Source organism: Thermodesulfomicrobium thermophilum DSM 16697, assembly GCF_059568695.1.
Window position 1 is genome coordinate 248,099 of the sequence record NZ_JCANTW010000011.1, and the last position, 16,042, is coordinate 264,140.

Here is a 16,042-nt window from a genome sequence, read left to right on the forward strand (position 1 = left end):
ATGTCCGACCTGCACGATCCACGGGTGCTCTTCGCCGCCGAGCGGACCCTCATGGCCTGGAACCGCACCTCCATTTCGCTGATGGCCTTTGGTTTTGCCGTGGAGCGTTTTGGACTGTTTTTGAGCATCTACGCCCAGGAGACCACTTCCCCCATGCAGCGGGGCCTTTCCTTCGTGGGAGGACAGGGGTTCATCCTCCTGGGCGTGGTCGTGGCCGTGCTCTCGCTGGCGCAACATCGCAAGGTCCTGCAAAGCCTGAATCCTGCGGAAATCCCCCCAGGATACCAGCGCTCGTGGGGGCTCTTCGTCAACGCCACCGTGGCCTTCATGGGGCTGATGCTCAGCATCTACCTGATGAGCGGTTTTCTTGGCTGATGGGGGCAAGGGCGGCGCAGCGCAGGGCGTGCAACACCTCGCCGCTTTTTTTTCCAAGCCCCTGCAGATGTAGGGGCAAGCGCACGGCCTGGATGCGGCGCAAGTCTTCCTCCATCCACTCCCGCACATCCAGGCCGTGGTCTGCCTGCACGAGCCGGGCAAACGGGAAAAGGAGCCCAGAACGCGCAAGCTCCGTGACCAGCCGCACCCGGGTGGCTGCCTTGAGCTCCGCATACCGCGCTGCGGCCATGTGCCACCGCGCCGCCAGCGCCCCGGCCTGAATCCACGCCGAAGGCAAACGCAGCCTGCGCCCCCACTCACGGGCCAAGGTTTCGCCGCGGCGCTCATGCCCATGATGCCGGGGCCAGAACTCTTCCGGTGTGGCGGTCTTGCCCATATCGTGGGTGAGGGCCATCCATACGGCCAGAGGATCTCCAGCGCAGGCGTCCATGACTTGGGCCGTATGTTCGAGGAGACTTTCCTGATGGTACGGTTTTGGGCCTGCCGGGATGCTGGCTGCAGCATGCCAGATGGCGCACCACGGCTGGAGTCCCCCCCAGGCAGCGGCAAGGCGCAGAAACCGCCCCGGCGCCGGGGCCGCGCAGACTTTACGCACCTCCGCCCCAACCCGCTCCGCCGCCACCGCACCCAGGGCCGTCTCGGGCATGGCTCGGGCAATCTCTTCCCAGGAAACATCCACGCGAAAATCCGGAAACTGGGCGGCAAAGCGGGCCGCACGCACCAAACGCGCGGGATCGGCCATGATGTTGGCCGCGGCCACCGGCCGCAGCACCCGGGCGGAGAGGTCCTCCATGGCCCCAGGCAGGGCGATCACCTGCCCGTCTTCGTCCAGGGCCAGGGCATTGATGGTGAGATCGCGGGAGGCAAGATTGGCGTGAATGTCCGCCTCCGGGGCCAAGGTATATTCCTCGCCCTGCCGCACCCATACCGGCTCGCGACGGCCGACCCTGGTAAGCCCGGGGATGCGGCGGATAAGCTCTGCCTCGGAGCCGCCCACCACCACATAGTCGCGGTCCTGCACAGGGCGGCCGAGGAACATATCCCGAACCGCCCCGCCCACCAGATAGATACGCATCTAGATCTTGAACTGTCCCACCAGGCCCCGTAGCCGCTCCGCCAAGGTAGCCAGCATCTCAGCGCTTTCCTGTACCGTACTGGCGTTGCCCGCAATCTTGGCGGAATCTTCGCTCACCCCGACCACGTCGCGGGCAATCTCGCCCGTGGCGGTTTGCGCCTGGGCGACATTTTCGTTGACTTCCTGCACCCCGGCGGCCGCCTGACCCACGTTGTCGGCGATGTCCCGGGTGGTGACGCTCTGCTCTTCCACCGCCGCGGCAATGGTGCCGACGATGTTGTCCACGTCGTGGATGACTTGGGTCACGGCCTGGATGTCATGCACCGTCAGCCCGGTGGCGTTTTGGATGCCATCGATGCGCTGGCGGATCTCTTCGGTGGCCTTGGCGGTCTGCTGGGCGAGTTCCTTGATTTCATTGGCCACCACCGCAAATCCTCGGCCTGCCTCGCCCGCCCGGGCCGCCTCGATGGTGGCGTTGAGGGCAAGGAGATTGGTCTGGGACGAGATGGCCATGATGGTTTCCGTGACCTTGCCGATCTCCTCGGCAGCTACGCCCAGATCCCCCACCCGCGACGACGCCTGCGCGGCCTTGGCCACGGCATCGCCGGCGATGCCCTTGGCTTTGGTGGCGCTGGCGGCAATTTCGCCGATGGTGGCGCTCATCTCCTCTGCGGCCGTGGCCACGGTGGTGATATTCACCGAGAACTCCTCCATGGCCGAGGCCACGGAACGCATATTGGCGCTCATCTCTTCCGTGGCCGCAGCCACCAGATCGGTCTTGGTGTTCATGGCCCCAGAATTATCCCGAAGTCCACGGGAAAGTTGCAGCAGATTCTCCGCTGCGCTGGCCAAGGCACGGGCATTTTCGGCGGCGTCGCGCACGATATCGTGCACCCGGGAGACGAAATGGTTGAAGTATTCCGCCAACACCTGGGTTTCGGTACCTGAAGTGTCGGTCAGCCGACGCGTCAAGTCGCCTTCGCCCTCGGCGATGTCCTTGAGCATGAGCGTCATGCGCGCGATGGGCTGGGTGATGGAGCGCGTCAACCACAGTGTCAGCGGCAAGATGATGAACGCAAGCCCAGCGGCAACGATGCCAAGCACCGTCATGAGGGCCCGGCGGGAGCCCGCTCGCAGCTCTTCAGCCATGGCAGCCTGGGCATCGGCGACATTGTCGATGTACACCCCAGTGCCCACCCACAGGTCGGTGCCCGGGATCTGCTCCGCGTAGCCGAGTTTAGGTTGGTCTCCCTTGCCGGGCTTGGCGAAGACGTACTCCACAAAACCACCGCCAGCCAGGGCCATCTTCTGGAGTTCGCGAACAAAAAATTTGCCGTGCACGTCCTTGGTCTCACCCAGGTCCTTGCCCGTAAGCTCCGGCTTGGGCGATCCCGCACCACGGTGGTATTGCGGCACACAAAATAATAGCCGGACTGATCGGCCTCAAAGCGGATGGGGTCCACCAGGGCGTTGATACGCTCCTGCTGAGCCGCCGGATCAGTGACGCCCTTCAAGGTAGCGGCCAAGGCCATGGCCATGGAATGCGTGGCCACCTTGATCTTGTCCTTGGCGTCCTCCGTCATGATGCGGCCCACTTGGACAATGGTTTCCTCCCGAGTGGCCGTGGCATGGTACACGAAGATCCCCACCACAGTGGCGACAAAAAGCAAGAGCACTCCCACCAGGGCAAAAATACGGTTCCGAATGCCAAAAACCATAACCACCTCCGAGAAAAGACTTTGCACCTTCGATCCGCCAACTTCCTATATCTCCAAAGGACGGACATCAGCAAGGCAATTCTCACGCAAGGGAGATTCTTTTTTTTCAGACCCCTATCTTCTTTTTCAGACTTTTTTCCCAATAGGACAAACCTCTATTACCGACCGCCTCTTGCTCTCCACGGGCCCTTCAGGATATGAGGAGAGAAATATTCGCGACCGCACTTTTCTCAAAGAGCATTGGAAGGAGAATCGTATGGATTTTTCTGTAGCCAAGATATGGCACCATTTACCCGTCGAGGAGGTGCTCGACCTCCTGCAAGTGGACCCCGCCAAAGGCCTCGGCCCGCTCCAAGCCGAACGCCGCCGGGCGCAATTCGGCCCCAACCGCCTCACCACCCGCAAGGGGAAGAGCGCATTGACGCGTTTCCTCCTCCAATTCCACCAACCTCTGGTGTACATCCTCCTCGTCGCTGCGGTGGTGACCATCGGGCTTGGGGAATGGGTGGATGCCTCGGTCATCCTGGGTGTGGTGCTCGTCAACGCCGTGGTGGGGTATATTCAGGAGGCCAAGGCCGTGAGCGCCTTGGAAGCCCTTGCCACCTCCATGGTGACCGAGGCCGTGGTGCGGCGCGACGGCGAGGTGGTACGGTTGCCTGCTGAAGACCTGGTGCCGGGAGACGTGGTCATCCTGCGCTCCGGCGACAAGGTTCCGGCGGATCTGCGCCTTGTGGAAGTGAAAGACCTGCGGGTGGACGAGTCCGCCCTCACCGGTGAATCCGTAGCCGTGGAAAAGCATGCCGACGCGCTGCCCCGGGACGTGGTTTTGGCGGACCGTCGCAACATGGCCTATGCCTCCACGCTGGTGACCTACGGCCAGGCCACGGGAGTGGTGGTCTCTACTGGTGATGCCACGGAGATCGGACGTATTTCCACCATGGTGGCCGAAGCCGACGAGCTGGCCACCCCCCTTACCCGCAAGATCGCCCGCTTCAGCCACATGCTCCTGTGGGCGATCGTAGGCCTGGCGGCCATCACCTTCGTGGCCGGTCTCCTGCGCGGCCAGTCCGTCGCCGATACCTTCCTCGCCGCCGTGGCCCTGGCCGTGGCCGCCATCCCTGAAGGCCTACCCGCGGCGGTGACCGTCATCCTGGCCATGGGGGTCTCCCGCATGGCCGCCCGTGGAGCCATCATCCGCAAGCTTCCCGCAGTGGAGACCCTAGGCGGGGCTTCGGTCATCTGCTCAGACAAGACCGGTACCCTGACCCAAAACCAGATGACCGTCACCCGCATCCATACTGCGGGAAAAACCCACGCCGTCAGCGGCGTGGGCTACCAGCCTCAAGGAGATATCGAGGACTTCTCCGCCGAAAACCAAGCGCTGATGCGCACCCTGGAAGCAGGGATACTCTGCAACGACACCCGCATCGCCTTTACCGAAACCGGCGAGCGCGTCACGGGAGATCCCACGGAGGCTGCGCTCATCGTCGCCGGACTCAAGGCCCACCTGGATCCCGAGGCGCTCAACCAGAAACTCCCCCGCCTCGACGCCCTCCCCTTCGAGTCCGAGCACCAGTACATGGCCACGCTCCACGACCAAGGAGCAGGCCGGCCGCGTCTCGCCGTCTTCAAGGGATCCGTGGAAGCAGTCCTTTCCCGGGCCGAACACGCCTTGGCCGCAGATGGATCCCTCGCCCCTCTGGATGAAACCGCCATACGCCAAGCCGTCGAAACCATGGGCCTGGACGGGCTGCGCGTGCTCGCCCTTGCCTCCAAAGAACTTCCCGAAGGCGCCACCGCCATCAGACATGAGGACGTCGCCGGCGGCCTGGTGCTCCTCGGACTTGCCGCCATGATGGATCCGCCCCGGCCCGAGGCCATCGCCGCCGTGGCCGACTGCCAACACGCCGGCATACGGGTGAAGATGATCACCGGCGACCACGCAGTCACCGCCGCCGCCATCGGTGTGGAGTTGGGATTGGGCATCAAAACGTGCCCGGGCAAGCCGACATGTCAGGTACTCTCCGGGACCGACATCGCGGCCATGTCCGACGCCGAACTCATGGAGCGGGTCCATGATACCGCAGTATTCGCCCGGGTGGCCCCGGAGCAGAAGCTCCGCCTGGTCATGGCCCTACAGCGCCGCGGCGAAGTGGTGGCCATGACCGGAGACGGCGTGAATGACGCCCCGGCCCTCAAGCAGGCGGACATCGGGATCGCCATGGGCAAAGGCGGCACCGAAGCGGCCAAGGAAGCCGCAGACATGGTCCTCACCGACGACAACTTTGCCACCATCAAGGCCGCCGTGGAAGAAGGCCGCGGCGTGTACGACAACCTCCTCAAGTTCATCGTCTGGACTTTACCCACCAACGTGGGCGAAGGACTCGTGATCCTCTTGGCCATGATTTTGGGGACCGCGCTTCCCATCTTGCCGGTGCAAATCCTGTGGATCAACATGACCACCGCCGTATGCCTAGGGCTCATGCTCGCCTTTGAACCCAAGGAGCCCGGCATCATGGACCGCCCTCCCCACCGTCCCGACCGCCCCATCCTGGATACGGGACTCATCATCCGCATCTGCATAGTGGGTGGTATTTTGCTGGTGGCGGCCTTCGGGCTCTTTCAGTGGGAACTTGCCAGCACCGGCAACGAGGCCCAAGCCCGCACCGTGGCCGTCAATGTCTTCGTTTTGGTGGAGACCTGTTATCTGTTCAACAGCCGCTCCTTTTCCCGCTCGCCCTTCGCCTTGGGCTTCTTCTCCAACCCCTGGGTCCTTGGGGGCGCTGCGGTCATGCTGCTCCTCCAACTCGCCTTCACCTATGCCCCGTTCATGAACCATACCTTTTCCACTGCCCCTGTGGGCTTGCTGCCGTGGATCAAAACCGTGGCCGCCGGCATTGCGGCATATTTGATCGTGGAATGGGAAAAACGCCTGCGCGCTGCAGCCTCGGGCTCGTAAGCCTCTCCTTGTGGATGATCACGCAACGAGCGGGGCTGCCTGTGCTTGAGAGGCAGCCCCGCTCTACTTCACCACGGTATGTTTCTTCGGAAAAAATTGAAAACTACGTAGCACCATCGCCATGCGCACACGCCTTGGCCACCGCCTCCACGGCGGAGGCGGCGGTGGCGATGGCCACGCCCGCCCCACACTTCATACGGATCCAATCCTGATTTGCGAGAAGTGAACCGGCCACATGCAGGCGGGGATGGATCAGCTCGCCCGCCGGCCCGACTGGGCGCAGCTGCGCATCCACGCAAATACCCGCCTTGTGGATCTCATGCCCCCGAGGATCCAAGTAGTCGGCACGGTGCCATTGGGCACGCGTCTCAGGCTGCACCACAGGAAGGCCGAATACTGTTTCCACGACTCCCTCCAGGTCGCCGCGAAGTCCACCTCCCAAAAAGCGGCCTGTGGCCAAAAGCACGTGGTCGGCAAGCACGTCGACTTCTGTGGGCTGTCCGCTGATATGCAGGCGAAACGGCTCTCCCGGAGGAGGCAGTTGACCGTCCATACGTTGCTGGCAATACAAGGCTACGCCCATTTCCGGCAGCTTGTCTTCAAAGGCCTCCTTGAGGCGGATCCCGGGCACACCTGGCGGCATGGTGGGGATCTCAAAAACCGTGACCCCCAATTGGCGCGAAAGATCCGCCGCCACGTCGCCGGGGCGGTGCACTCCCAAAATGGCCGGCAGCCCCAGATACTGGACACCGTCCACCAGGGGGCGCAGGGCTTCGGCAAAGGCCCTGCAAAGTTGCGGCACCTCGAGCATGCGGGCCGCCTGCTCGGTATAGACTTCGCCGCCGGGGTGCTCCGGGAGCGCCACCTGGGCGGCGCGCAACTGCGGCCACACCCCGCGCAAATTGGCCACCACCTGGGCGGCGGAGAACCCCTTGAGGCGCTCCACGCCGACAATGACACACGGTGCCTTGGCGGCAAAGGCCGTACACCCGCCCATAATGGTTTCGGGCACACACCAGGAGTGCTTGATGGTCCCTGCAGGACCAATCACGGCAAAATTGCGCTGGTCGCCGGTGTGATACACGATGCCCGCGCCGCGCAGGAAATCGAGGACCTCGTGGAAGGCAGCGCGGATACCCTCCGGCGTCACCACGGCATAGGGATGGCCGGGATAGGCGGCCAACAGCCGAGGAAGTGCAGCAAAAGGCGCATCCACCACCGCGATATCGCCGTCTTCGGTAGGGGGAATGGCTCCCAATACATCGAAGACCCCGCTGGTATAGGCTATGGCCCCGGTATTTCCGGCCTGCACCACGGATAGCCCCCGATTCACCGCACACACGGCCGCAGCGAGTCCGGCAAGCCCGGTGCCGATGATCGCCAAATCGTAATGAGGAAAGGAAGAACTGGTCATGACGGAAGCACCTTGTCCGGATTTTTGGGGTCCACCAGCTCAAGCCCCAGGAGCCCGCAATGCAGCGCCTCCGCCAACTCCGCTTGAACCAATTGCGCGTTCCAGAGTACCGGCCGCTGCCCCTTGAAGCGCTCCTGAAAGAATTCCCGCATCTTCACCAGCCCGTCGCGGGAACGCATCTGCCCGGTGTCATATAAATGCGCGGCGACGCGCACCCCGCAAAACGCCCCCTGGCACGCGCCCTTGCCAATACGGCTGCGCTTACCCAAGGCCTGGAGTCCTGGATCCGGGAAGACATCGCGGCAGGAGTCCACGATTTCCTGCACCGCGCTGGCGGAGATCATTTCACACTCACACAAGAGCGGATCCTGGGCATCGTGCTGCATGGCCCAGATCTTGGGACCTCGACCCGGCTCGGTCCACTCGCACGCCGCCACTGCGGGGAGCGGCTCCTGGCGGGTACGACAAGGGTTCGTGTTGCCCAAGCGCCGGGCGACCACGTCGCCCACGCGCTCCGCCATGAGGCGAAAGGTGGTCAGCTTGCCCCCGGAGACGGTCAGAAAATTGGAAAGCCCCACGTCGGTGTGCTCGAAAAGGGCAAATCCTCGTGACGCACTGCGGCCGTCGCCGCCTTCGCTGCCAGCGCGGATGAGCGGCCGCACACCACAGTAGGCCCGCACGTACCGGATATCCCGAAGCGAAGGAATCATGGGCGCAGCCTCGCGCAGGTTTTCATCCACTTCCGCCACCGTGGGACGCGCCTTCTCCGGCGCATCGATGGTCACACTCGTGGTCCCGAGGATGGAGACCGTACCGCCGGGCACGAGGATATCCCCATTACCTGGCTTACGCAGACGGTTGATGACGCGGGTGGCGATGCGCTCGTGGGTCACGAGCAGCGTGCCCTGAGAGCACAAAAGCGGAATATCGGCCCCTGCAAGCGCCGCCACCCTGCCGGCCCAAGCGCCGGTGGCGTTGACGACCTGCTCGGCCTCCACCCAGATTTCTTCACCGGAGACCGTGTTGACCAGCCGAGTACGCGCAATACGCCCCTGGGCGATGACGAACTCCTGCACGCGAAAACGGCGCAAAAGCCGCGCGCCGGCCAACTCTTTGGCGTGGGCCAGGTTTTCCAAAGCAAGCTTGAAGGGATCGATGGAGGCATCGGGTACTGCATAGGCCGCAATGACATCAGGGGAAAGGCATGGTTCCAAAGCGCGGGCCTGTGATGCAGACAATGCATGTGCAGCGATGCCTGCCTTGGCGCACCAATCCGGAAAATGAGCGATATAGTCCTCGTCGTCGCCCTTCACTGCAACGAAAAGTCCACCACAATCTTCGATACATTGAGGCGCAAGCCGTTTGAGGATTTCACCTTCCTCTCGGCATTCCTGGGCTGCTTCGCGGTCGGATGCAACGTAGCGCGCCCCGCTATGCAGCAACCCATGATTTCCCCCTGAAGCTCCAGAATTGATATCGCCTTGTTCAGCAACAATACAGGAGATTCCACGAAGCGCGAGATCCCGAGCAATCCCAGCGCCTGTCACTCCAGCACCAATAACAAGAACTTCTGTTTGCATGTATTTATCTCGATTGTAGAGAGTTCAGCGCAGTTCTGCGTCAAATGGATATCCTTGTTTTATAGAAAACAGTCGGTCAGGTTGCGTGCTTTTCTTTACCAACAAGCAGAATTTTTTAAAAAAACATATTTCTTGCTGCGCAAGGCCCCCGACAGTGCTTGACGGTGGAAAATCTAGTCCACTACGCAAGAAACCGCAACCGCGCCCCTGCTCTTCCCGATCCCGGGATGAATATACGGCACACCCACGACAGGGAAACGGCCCAGGGGACCGCGCCCAAATCACGACACTGCGCCTAGTTGCGGCGCCCGGAGAATGACCATGACACCACCGATCACGCCTTCCCGATTGCAGGGCAAAGCCATGGCCCTTTTGCCAGAAGGAGGCAACTATACCATGTGCCTGACCTGCGGCCTGTGCTCGTCGGGCTGCCCTGCTTCTGGGCTCGAAGGCATGGACCCCCGTAAATTCGTCCGCATGGCGGCACTCGGCATGGGCGAGACGCTCCTCCAGACACCTTGGGTGTGGATGTGCACCATGTGCAAACGCTGCCAGCACGTCTGCCCCATGCACATCGACATTCCAGCCCTTGTCTATGAGGCTCGGCAGCATTGGCCTCGGGAAAAGCGACCACGGGGCATCGTCGCCTCGTGTGATGCATCCCTCAAGACGGAGACCTCCTCCGCCATGGGAGTGAGTCCCACAGACTTCGAGTTCGTGGTGCGCGATATGCTCGACGAAGTCCGGACAACCCAGAAGGGATTCGAAAACATCGTGGCCCCGCTGAACAAAAAAGGCGCAATGTTTTTCCTCAACCAAAATTCCCGCGAACCCGTAACCGAGCCCGACGAGATGGTACCGCTATGGAAGATCCTCAATTACGTGGGCGCGGACTGGACTTACGGCACCTTGGGCTGGGCAGCGGAAAACTACTGCATGTTCGCCGCCGATGACGAGGCCTGGGAGCGCATCGTCCGCACCAAAGTCCAGGCAGTGGAGGATCTTGGGGCCAAGATCTGGCTCAATACCGAGTGAGGACACGAGTTCTACGCAGTCCGGGCTGGACTGCAGAAATTCGGCATCACGGCGTCGTTCCGCTTGGAAAGCATCATTACTTGGTATGCGCGGTGGATCCGCGAAGGCAAATTACCGGTGACCAGCGATTGGAATGCAGAGCTGCGATTGAAGTTCACCGTCCAAGACCCGTGCCAGTTGGTGCGCAAATCCTTGGGGGACTCCATTGCCAACGACCTCCGCTTCGTGGTCAAAAAACTCGTTGGAGAAGAAAACTTCGTGGATATGCACCCCAACAAATCCAACAATTATTGCTGCGGTGGCGGCGGAGGAGCCCTCCAAGCAGGATTCCCCGAGCAACGTCGCGCCTATGGTCTGCGGAAGCGCAATCAAATTCTGGCTACCGGCGCCCATTACTGCATCGCCCCCTGCCACAATTGCCACTCCCAAATCCACGACCTTGCCGAATACTACGGGGAAAAATGGCATACTATCCATCTTTGGACGCTGATTTGCCTCTCCCTGGGCATTCTTGGCGAAAACGAGCGTGCCTATCTGGGAGACGAATTGGCAGCCTTGGGGCTCTAGCGGGATACGCACGATTGGACGCTGCCTTCAAGAGGGCGGGCCTTGAGGCCGCTACGGTTCAAGGCCCGCCGTGCATTGCCGCACCCTGATCCTGCCCGCAGCGGGGCAATCGCCCTCCTCGCCCTGTCTGCTGTGCGAAGCTCTGTTTTCGCACATGCCCACGTCAACATGCCCACGTCTGTCTTGCCATCCCGGAATTCCGTGCGTAAAAGAGTCTAACTTTCGCTGCAACCGGGAAGGCAGGCATGCACGACATCTCCTCCAATCTCGAAGACTATTTGGAGACCATTTTCACCTTGGAGGCCGCCCACTCCGCAGCCCGAGCCAAGGATATCGCCGACCAAATGGGGGTACAGCGGGCTTCGGTGACCAACGCCCTGCAAAAGCTCGCCAAACAAGGGCTCATCAACTACGAGCCCTATAGTTCGGTCACCCTGACTCCCGAAGGCTTTCGCGTGGCCACGCGCATCGCCCATCGCCACAAGGTGCTTTCCGATTTTTTGCAGCGAGTTCTCAACATCCGCCAGGAACTGGCGGAAGAGACCGCCTGCCGCCTGGAGCACGGCATCGACGATGAAAGTTTGGAGGCCCTCATTCGATTCGTGCGCTTTCTCACCCGCTGCCCCCGCACTGGAGTCGATTGGATCGCGTCCTTCCAAAACAGCTGCGCCGAGCCAGGCTCATGCCCGGATTGCACGGCGTGCATCGAAACCTGTCTGGCCCGGCAAAAAAGCCGCTGTCCTGAGGACAGCACCCAACAGGCAACCCTGGAATAAGGAGTCTCTGTGAAGACCATTGCCTTGCGCCATATGCAGGTCAACCAACGCGGTATCATCCGGCATATCACTGCCCAGGGAGAACTGGGACGGCGCATCCGGGACATGGGGCTCGTTCCGGGCACCCCCTTCACCGTCGTGGGCCGGGCCCCCCTGGAAGATCCGGTGGCGCTGCGGCTGCGGGGATTCACCCTCACGCTGCGCAACAACGAAGCGGACTTCATCACCGTGGATGTCGAGGAGTGATATGTTCTTCGGCAAACTCCATCCATGTCGGTGCCGCGCTACGGCCGAAGGCCTCGCGCCGCTGCACCGCCTGCAGGTGGGACAAACCGGCGTGATCCGCCGCGTCGATGCTTGCGGGGCGGAACGGAGTCGGCTCTTGGCCATGGGATTCGTGTCCGGCAGATCTGTCCAGGTCGTGCAGAACGCCCAAGGCCCCATGGTGGTGCTCCTGGGGGCCAGCCGGGTCTGCCTGTGCCGCCACCAAGCCCGACACATCCTGGTCGAACTGCAAGAGACCACCACGCAAAACGGGGAGGACAAGCCTCCCCGCGGATGTCTTGTTTGAAAACCTGGAGTCTTGATCAGCGCAAGGCCGCGCTCCCCAAGAAGCGGATGGAGCGGATCTCGTAATTCACCGTACCCTTGGGCACCTGGATGGAAACCTCGTCACCTTCCTGCTTACCCAAGAGGGCCCGCCCCACGGGGGATTCGATGGAAATCGAGCCCTTGCTGCTATCGGCTTCGTCCGGACCCAGCAGCGTATAGGTCTTGATCTCGCCGGTATCCAGATCTTCCAATTCCACCGTGGCGCCAAAGATCACTCGGTCGCTGCGCAATTGGTCGATGTCGATGACCTCGAAACGCACCATGCGCGACTCCAATTGGGCGATCTTGGCTTCCAAAAGACCCTGGCGCTCCCGAGCGGCGTCATAGCCTGCATTTTCCCGCAGATCCCCTTCTTCCCGGGCCTCTTTGATGGCCTGAATCACTGCAGGCCGTTCCTTCTTCAGGGCTTCCAATTCTTTTTCCAAACGCTTGTATCCTTCCACAGAAATGGGAATGCGACTCATGAGCTCTATCCTCTCTTCGTTGTGCGCAGGGAACAAAAAAAGATGCTTTGTTCACGAATGTATGAACAAAGCGCTCCGTTGAGCTATCGCTGTCAAGGTAACAATTTTTTACCGCAAAGGCGGGCACTGGTCAAGGGTCCCCCAGACGCGCCCGCCCGCGGGTTTTCCATACACGCTCACCCAAAGGCTACTTCGCCGCTGCGGCAATGCCTTTGGCCGCCAAAAGTCCGGTGGCCGCCGCAGAGACGATGTTGCCTGCCACCCCTGGCCCGTCACCGGCCACGTACAGCCCGGAAATGGCGGTCTGCAAATCCGGCCCGCACTCCACCTGGGTGGCAAAGAACTTGATCTCCGGCGCATAGAGCAGGGTTTCGTCATTGGCCACGCCCGGCACGACGAAATTGAGCTTCTCCAAGCCCTCCACGAGGTTGGTGAGAATGCGCTCCGGCAAGGCCATGGCGATGTCGCCGCAGGTGACCTTCGTGAGGGTGGGCTCAATGGAACTGTTTTTGATACGGTTCCAGGTGGAGCGCCGGCCACGCTTGAGATCGCCAAAGCGCTGTAGAATGGGCTTGCCTCCACCGATAAGGGTCGCCAATCGACCGATGGACTCCCCATAGGCCTGATTATCCGTCACGGGGTCATTGAGCACTACTTTGGAGAGGAACGCAAAATTGGTATTATCGGACTTTTTCTCCATGTACGCATGGCCATTGACGCACACGAAATCGTGGTAGTTTTCTTGGGCGATGTAGCCGCCATAGTTGGTGCAGAAGGTACGCGTCTGGTCGTCGTACTTGGACGTGCGGATAAAGAACGTGGGGTCATAGATCACGGAACAGATGTCTTGCATGATTTCGTTGTGCACTTCCACCCGCACCCCAACCTCGATACCCCGCTGGGTCACCCGCAGGCCGTGACGCTGGGCCAAAGACCCCACCCATTCCGCACCGACCCGGCCCGGGGCCAACAGGACGTACGGCGCATGGAACTCGCCCTTATTGGTGCGTACCCCCACCACCCGGCCGTCTTCCACCAGGACATCCTCCACACTCTCGCCGGTGCGGATCGTGACGCCACGCGCCTCGATGGCCGCCACCATGCCGGCGATATGCCCGGGCAAATTGTCGCTTCCCAGGTGCTTCTGCTTGATGACCAGGAGATCCACCCCCACCTTACGGGCTTCCTTGCGGATGGTCAGCGCCCGCTCCATATCGGTGGGGTACACCTGTCCATCCATGCCGAAACGGTTGAAGATGGCCTCGGTCTCGTCAATGAGGCGCATGGCCTCAGACGTGGTGAGGAACTGGGTGAGATCAGTTTTTCCGAGCTTGTGGATGAAGTTGAGCTTACCGTCGGAAAAAAGCCCTGCGCCGCCCAGGCCCGAAAGGATGTTACAGGGCCGGCATCCCACGCACTCCTGGTCGCCGCTCATGGGGCAATGGCGCGACAGTGAAGTGCGTCCCTTATCCACGAGCAAAACCCGCAGCGACGTGGCCTCAGCCAAATGATGCGCGGCAAAGAGCCCAGCCGGGCCGCCGCCCACGATAATGACATCAAAATGCATGGTCACTCCTTCTTGGCCCGCACCCGCATGGTGTGGCGTTTTTGCGCGGAAAGCTCCGCCTTGCGCAGCCGGATGGAAAGCGGGGTCACTTCCACCATTTCGTCCTCACGGATCCAGTGCAGCGCCCGCTCCAGAGTCATGGGAAGAATGGGCGTCAAGATGACGTTCTCGTCCTTGCCCGCAGCGCGCAAGTTGGTGAGCTTTTTCTCTTTGCATGGATTCACATCGAGATCACTCTCCCGATTGTGCTCCCCGATAATCATGCCTTCGTACACCGCGTCTCCCGGCTCCACGAAGAGCCGGCCCCGAGGCTCCAGGTTGAAGAGCGCGTACGCTACAGCCTGGCCCTGGCGGTCCGCCACCAGGGATCCCGTAAAGCGCGAAGGAAAATCGCCGCGGTAGGGGCCGTAGCCATCGAAGATGGAGTGCAGGATGCCGGTGCCTTTGGTATCGGTGAGGAACTCGTCCCGGTAGCCGATAAGGGCCCGGGAAGGAGCGGAGAACTCCATGCGCACCCGCCCGGTGCCATTGTTGACGAGGTGCTCCAATTTGCCCCGGCGCAGGGAGAGCTTCTCCGTGACCACTCCCAAAAAGGCCTCACCGCAGTCTACGTGCACCCGCTCCATGGGCTCGAGGACCTCGCCGGCCTCGTGCTTGAGGATGACCTCCGGCCGGCTCACCGTAAGCTCGAAGCCTTCGCGCCGCATGGTTTCGATGAGGATGGCCAGTTGAAATTCGCCGCGACCTTTGACCAGCATGGCGTCGCGGTCCTCCGTCTCCTCCACCTGGATGGCCACATTGGCGCGGGCTTCGCGCACAAGGCGGTCCTTGATCTGCCGCGATTGCACGATCTTGCCTTCCCGGCCGGCCAACGGCGAGGTGTTGATGGCAAAGCGCATGGCCACGGTGGGCTCGTCCACCCGCAGCCGGGGCAAGCGCACCGGGGTATGACGATGGCAAATGGTGTCCCCAATGGCCACCTGCTCCAGCCCTGCCACCACGGTGATATCCCCAGGCTCCACCCGCGGCTGATCCACCAGGCGCAAGCCCTCGTAAGTCTGGATGCGGGTGGGACGAAACGGACGCTCCTCGGTTTCTCCGAGGCAGACGAGATCGGCTTTTTCCTCTAAGATGCCCCCTTGAAGCTTTCCGATGGCCAAACGGCCCAAGTAGTCACTATACCCCAAATCCGACACCAAGAGGGCAAGAGGAGCGTCTGAGGCATAGGCCGGAGCCGGGATGTGGGTGAGGATGGCGTCAAAGAGCGGGGCCAGGTCCGTTCCCGGCATTTCCAGGGTCGTCGAGGCGATGCCATCACGGCCCACGGCGTAGAGTATCGGAAATTCGAGCTGGTCCTCGTCCGCCCCCAGATCGATGAAGAGATCGTAGACCTCACTGAGGACCTCCTGGGGACGGGCGTCCGGGCGGTCGATCTTGTTGAGCACCACGATGAGCGGCAACCCCAAGGCCAAGGCCTTGCCCAGGACAAAGCGGGTCTGGGGCAACGGACCTTCGGAAGCGTCCACTAGAAGCACTGCGCCATCCACCATGGAGAGGGCGCGCTCCACTTCGCCGCCGAAGTCTGCGTGGCCCGGGGTATCCACGATGTTGATCTTCACGTCCTTCCAGCGCACCGAGCAGTTCTTGGCCGCGATGGTGATCCCACGCTCCCGCTCCAGGTCCATGCTGTCCAGGACGCGCTCGTCCACGTTTTGGCCTTCCCGGAACACCCCGGATTGCCGAAATAAAGCGTCCACCAAAGTGGTCTTGCCATGGTCGACGTGGGCGATGATGGCGATATTGCGCAATGCCTCGTTTCGTTGCATGAATACATCTCCTTCAGACATAAAAAAGGGCTCCCTGCGAAGCCCACTGGCCG

Annotated in this window: 13 protein-coding genes; 6 read left to right on the forward strand and 7 right to left on the reverse strand. The window is 61.7% G+C overall.

The window, feature by feature from the left end; translation table 11 throughout:
• Nucleotides 1-375, forward strand: a complete 375-nt coding sequence (locus BR00_RS02460; RefSeq protein WP_496476036.1) for a YidH family protein — start codon at nt 1-3, stop codon at nt 373-375.
• Here the strand turns inward: BR00_RS02460 and BR00_RS02465 are convergent.
• Together BR00_RS02465 and BR00_RS02470 are read right to left on the reverse strand one after the other, a co-directional pair.
• Nucleotides 341-1,471, reverse strand: a complete 1,131-nt coding sequence (locus BR00_RS02465) for an HD domain-containing protein (RefSeq protein ID WP_496476037.1) — start codon at nt 1,469-1,471, stop codon at nt 341-343. The genes BR00_RS02460 and BR00_RS02465 overlap by 35 nt on opposite strands.
• Nucleotides 1,472-2,887 (reverse strand): methyl-accepting chemotaxis protein, encoded by a 1,416-nt coding sequence (locus BR00_RS02470; protein WP_496476038.1) that lies wholly within the window; start codon nt 2,885-2,887, stop codon nt 1,472-1,474.
• A gap of 558 nt (nt 2,888-3,445) precedes the next feature.
• Between BR00_RS02470 and BR00_RS02475 the strand changes: the two genes are divergently transcribed.
• Nucleotides 3,446-6,148 carry a cation-transporting P-type ATPase gene (locus tag BR00_RS02475; RefSeq protein WP_496476039.1) on the forward strand — a complete coding sequence of 901 codons (2,703 nt, stop codon included), beginning with the start codon at nt 3,446-3,448 and terminating at the stop codon, nt 6,146-6,148.
• Between the two features lie 103 nt (nt 6,149-6,251).
• Here BR00_RS02475 and glpB read toward each other — a convergent pair whose 3' ends face one another.
• Both glpB and BR00_RS02485 read right to left on the reverse strand, forming a co-directional pair.
• A complete protein-coding gene (glpB, locus tag BR00_RS02480; protein WP_496476040.1) occupies nt 6,252-7,562 on the reverse strand; it encodes a glycerol-3-phosphate dehydrogenase subunit GlpB in 1,311 nt (436 codons plus the stop codon).
• Nucleotides 7,559-9,142, reverse strand: a complete 1,584-nt coding sequence (locus BR00_RS02485) for an FAD-dependent oxidoreductase (protein ID WP_496476041.1) — start codon at nt 9,140-9,142, stop codon at nt 7,559-7,561. Before BR00_RS02485 ends, glpB begins: the two co-directional genes overlap by 4 nt.
• A 315-nt stretch (nt 9,143-9,457) precedes the next feature.
• Here BR00_RS02485 and BR00_RS02490 point away from each other — a divergent pair, with 315 nt between their 5' ends.
• From BR00_RS02490 to BR00_RS02505, 4 genes are all read left to right on the forward strand, one after another.
• Nucleotides 9,458-10,744 carry a (Fe-S)-binding protein gene (locus tag BR00_RS02490; protein ID WP_496476042.1) on the forward strand — a complete coding sequence of 429 codons (1,287 nt, stop codon included), beginning with the start codon at nt 9,458-9,460 and terminating at the stop codon, nt 10,742-10,744.
• A 245-nt stretch (nt 10,745-10,989) separates the two neighbouring features.
• Entirely contained in the window at nt 10,990-11,520 is a 531-nt protein-coding gene (locus BR00_RS02495; RefSeq protein ID WP_496476043.1) for a metal-dependent transcriptional regulator, read from the forward strand.
• A gap of 33 nt (nt 11,521-11,553) precedes the next feature.
• Nucleotides 11,554-11,766 (forward strand): FeoA family protein, encoded by a 213-nt coding sequence (locus tag BR00_RS02500; RefSeq protein ID WP_496476235.1) that lies wholly within the window; start codon nt 11,554-11,556, stop codon nt 11,764-11,766.
• Nucleotide 11,767: 1 nt separating this feature from the next.
• On the forward strand, nt 11,768-12,091 hold the full coding sequence (locus tag BR00_RS02505; RefSeq protein ID WP_496476044.1) for a FeoA family protein: 324 nt from the start codon (nt 11,768-11,770) through the stop codon (nt 12,089-12,091).
• Between the two features lie 16 nt (nt 12,092-12,107).
• Here the strand turns inward: BR00_RS02505 and greA are convergent, their stop codons facing one another.
• The 3 genes from greA to typA form a co-directional block, all read right to left on the reverse strand.
• On the reverse strand, nt 12,108-12,596 hold the full coding sequence (greA, locus tag BR00_RS02510) for a transcription elongation factor GreA (RefSeq protein WP_496476045.1): 489 nt from the start codon (nt 12,594-12,596) through the stop codon (nt 12,108-12,110).
• Between the two features lie 187 nt (nt 12,597-12,783).
• Complete coding sequence (locus BR00_RS02515) at nt 12,784-14,163, reverse strand: NAD(P)/FAD-dependent oxidoreductase (protein WP_496476046.1); 1,380 nt, start codon at nt 14,161-14,163, stop codon at nt 12,784-12,786.
• A 2-nt stretch (nt 14,164-14,165) separates the two neighbouring features.
• The gene (typA, locus tag BR00_RS02520) at nt 14,166-15,989 is read right to left on the reverse strand and encodes a translational GTPase TypA (protein ID WP_496476047.1); all 1,824 of its coding nucleotides are present in this window, start codon (nt 15,987-15,989) and stop codon (nt 14,166-14,168) included.
• Between the last annotated feature and the right edge of the window lie 53 nt (nt 15,990-16,042).